Here is a 3,586-nt window from a genome sequence, read left to right on the forward strand (position 1 = left end):
GCATAGAAGGTGGCCACGCCTTGCGGCAGGCCGCGCGACGCCGACAGGAAATATGCTGCGGAAACCAAGGTTGCCGTCTTTTTCGTTCTCGACAGCGACCAGAGGACGGGAAAGCCGAGCGCCACCGGCAACAACAGCACGTGGCCGCTCCATGCCACCGATCCGACGCCGACCGAGGCGATGATAAGCAGCGTTGGCCAAACCCAGTCATGGCGCATAGGTCAGCACCTCACGCGCCAGACCGAGAATGCCGGATGTCGGCACAGGCCCGAAATAACGGGAGTCGAACGAGCCGGCGAAGGCCGAATGCAGGAAGACCTCACCGCCCGGTACCACGCCGCCCGAAAACCGTGTCAGCGGCCGACCTTCTCCGTCTTTTTCGGCGACAGTGGAAGCACGAACCAGGCGCCCATCGACCGTCACCTCGTTGGCGATCTCGACGCGCTGGCCGGCGACCGCGACCACCGACTTGATGAGCGGCGCGAGATGACCGGGGCAAAGTCCGGAGCGGAGATAGCCGCGCGCCCTCGCTTCGTGCATGGCGGCTGTGTCCGGTGGGCAGATGAACACCAGGTCGTCCACACCAGGCGAACGGTCGAGCGGGACAATCTGCCAGAGGCCAAGTGGCTCGCTCGGCGTAAGATTGATGCGATAGCTGCCTAATAGACCGGCCAGTCCGATCACTGCGATGGCGGCAGCAGAAACCGATGAAGTGACGGCAGCTTGTTTTCGCTGCGCCATGGCTCGCTCGCGTGTTCGACCCGGACGCGTCATTTGAGCGAGAGCCCCTGGCTCTTCGTTTGCCGCAGCGTCTCGGCCTGCTTCAACGCCTCGGTCGTGCGCTCATGCGCGGAAAGTTGCTGCACCGTTCGCATCGTGCTCCAGGCCGATTGCACTTCCGCCTTCTGCCCGGCAGACATGCTCGAGGTCACCGACTGGAAGGTCTGACCTGTCATGTCTTTGGCGGCGAGCGGTAGGAAGGTGCGTTCCCCGAAACGTTCCGATACGGCTCTCGCAAAACCTTCGAGTTCGGCTTTCACCATTTTGTCGGCGAGCGCGTTTTCGAGTCCTGCGGGAAGGTCGTTGCGATCGATGGCGTCACGGACGCGTTCGAGCGTCTGCTTTGCCGCCGGCGACAGCGCCGGGATGTCGAGAGAGATCTTCATGCGGACGGCGCGCTCCTCGGCGTCATATTTGTGTTCCGCCTCCGTGCGCTGCCGCAGATAGCGTTCCAGGTTTCGGGCAAGCGCCGGCGCATTGGTGACGGCCCTCTCATGGGCCTGCTTGTCGGCGCGGCCGGCAAGGATCCCGGTCTTGCCTTTCAGCGCACCAAAGGTCTCCGGCTCGGAACCGATCTTGGTGATCGTCGATTTCGCCGCCGCTTCGTTTCTCAGCATCGCATCGACGTTGACAGCCTTGAACGCGTCTTCCGGCTGAGCGTAGACGAGATGGAAGCGCGCTGAGACTTCCTCCCATTGCTTCTTCAAGCCGGCGTCCGCTGCAAGCAGGTCCTCGACGACCTGTTCCAGCGATTTTGGGAACGTGGTGATGCCCGATACCATGGGTTTTGCCTCCTGCATGCTGTGCGATTGACTGGTCTTGGCCGCGCCGGCGGACAGACCAAGCCTGCGGGCGATTGCCGCCAGACGAGCGCCAAGCGCGGCGAGCTTCGACTTTTGCCGGACGGTCCATTCGATCCGGTCGCGAACGACAGTGCGTGCGACGTTAACGAGGTGAAGGCCACGGGCGTCGGCGAAGCGAAGGGCTTGGGCGTAGAAGCGGCCACTCGCATAATCGAGCGTCGTTTCCTTGGCTTGTCTGCGCGACAGGATCGGGATCAGGCCGCCTGCCTTGGCGAAAGATCGGCGGCCGTGGTAGAGACCGAAGTCCTCTCGGTGACGGGTCATGGCCACGTAAGTGAGATGGCGGTCGAGAGAGAGGGAAGCCAGCACCTTCACCCTATCGACGGTGGCACCCTGGCTCTTATGGATCGTGGTGGCATAGCCGTGATCGAGATTGGCGTAGAAGCGTTGTTCGACCGTGACCTGGCGGCGGTGTTCGCCGTCTCCGACTTCCGCGACAATACGCCCGGGCGTCGCGTCCACGACCTTCGCCAGCATACCGTTCTTGACGCCGAGCGAGCCCTCGTTCTTCAGGAACACGATCTGGTCGCCGGCCGCGAATTTTCGGTGCCCGTCTTCGGTCCGGAAGGCGAAACCGTCGGCGACGAGACCGCGTTCGACGAGCTTTGCGCGAGCCATGCCGTTGAGCATGCGCACGTCTCTTCGCAAGTGCGCAAGAATGAGGCTCGACCTTTGCGGATCGTAGTCGCGGTTCCAATCGGCAATCAGCGCCTGCACGGCATCGGCCTTGAGATCGGCTCCGCTGACGCGGCCCTGGGCGCGATAGGCTTCGACGGCTCTGCCGATATTGCCGCGGGCCAGATCGAGCGACGCCTCGCGCATCCACTGTTCACGCTGGCGGTAGATGTTTTCGAGTTCGCCATAGCCGATGCGGTCGGCAATGGCGCGGAAGGCAGCGCCGGCTTCGATCGGCTGGAGCTGTTCCGGATCTCCGACAAGCACGAGTTTGGCGCCGGCCTTGGTCGCCGCTTCGACAAACAGCGCCATCTGCCGCGACGACACCATGCCCGCTTCGTCGAGAACGAATACGGTTTTGTCGTCCAGCTGATTGCGGCCTTGGTTCCAGCGCAGTTCCCATGATGACAGCGTGCGGGAGAGAATGCCGGCTTCCTTCTCCAGGCCCTCGGCGGCCTTGCCCGCAAGCGCCCCGCCGACGACGCGATAACCGGCCGCTTCCCAGGCTTCGCGCGCCGCCTTCATCATCGTCGTCTTGCCGGCGCCTGCACGTCCGATCACCGCAGCGATGCGCTCGCCGCCGGTAACATGTGCGATCGCCGTCTTCTGCTCGTCCGCCAGGCGCAGGTGGCGGGCGAAGGTGGCTTCGCGCACAGCGTCCGCAACGCCGTGAGAAGAGCGTTGAGCCAGCCAGATCGCCCGGTTGGCCATCTCTGCTTCCAGCCGGACGAGGTCCCGCGTCGTGTATTTCGTCGGCACGCGTAGGCCGCCTGAAAACTCGATCCGCTCGCGTTCGAGCCGGAGCGTTTCGGGGCTCTGCAGGATCCTTGCCATCAGACTTTGGAAGAGGCCAGCGYCGTCTATGTAGCGGTGGAGGATCTTGGCAACGTCGCGTTCGTCGAAGACGCTCTTCTCCCGCGTGATCAGGTCGAGCACGAGCTCGGGACGGCGCTGAATGCGGCGGGCGTTTTCGGCCCGGCGCTCCTCCTGCAGCTCCAACCGCTCCAGCGAAGGGGCCCGCTCGGCTTCCGCCGACTTGCGCTCGATCGCCTTGGCGCCGACACCGAGGTGGATGGTTGGCGTCAGATTGATCCCCTGCTTCTCGAAGGAATGGCCGTCGACGCGGAGATCGAGGCCGGCGCGCGCCAGGTGCCGGTTCTGACAGGCGAACCAGCCGTCACGAAAGGCATTGAAATCGTCGAKGCTKCCGGCCCAGAGCTCRTAGACGATCTTGCCGGCATCGTTGCGCACTGGCTTGCCGCCAGGGC

2 protein-coding genes and 1 pseudogene are annotated in these 3,586 nt (G+C 64.0%); all 3 read right to left on the bottom strand.

What is annotated here, in order from left to right; all coding sequences use genetic code 11:
* A pseudogene (locus tag QD409_RS35195) lies at positions 1-218 on the bottom strand (conjugal transfer protein TraB); the annotation flags it as partial.
* On the bottom strand, positions 208-774 hold the full coding sequence (traF, locus tag QD409_RS35200; RefSeq protein ID WP_004119831.1) for a conjugative transfer signal peptidase TraF: 567 nt from the start codon (positions 772-774) through the stop codon (positions 208-210). The gene traF and the pseudogene QD409_RS35195, both read right to left, overlap by 11 nt.
* On the bottom strand, positions 771-3,586 hold a 2,816-nt coding region (gene traA / locus QD409_RS35205), incomplete at its 5' end, for a Ti-type conjugative transfer relaxase TraA (protein ID WP_430765010.1). The genes traF and traA, both read right to left, overlap by 4 nt.

It is taken from the genome of Rhizobium sp. BR 315 (assembly GCF_050577975.1).
In the GTDB taxonomy this organism is placed as follows: Bacteria; Pseudomonadota; Alphaproteobacteria; order Rhizobiales; family Rhizobiaceae; genus Rhizobium; species Rhizobium miluonense.

Coding starts and splice junctions, on each gene's coding strand:
- traF (WP_004119831.1), bottom strand. CDS start 774: ATGACGCGTCCGGGTCGAACACGCGAGCGAGCCATGGCGCAGCGAAAA.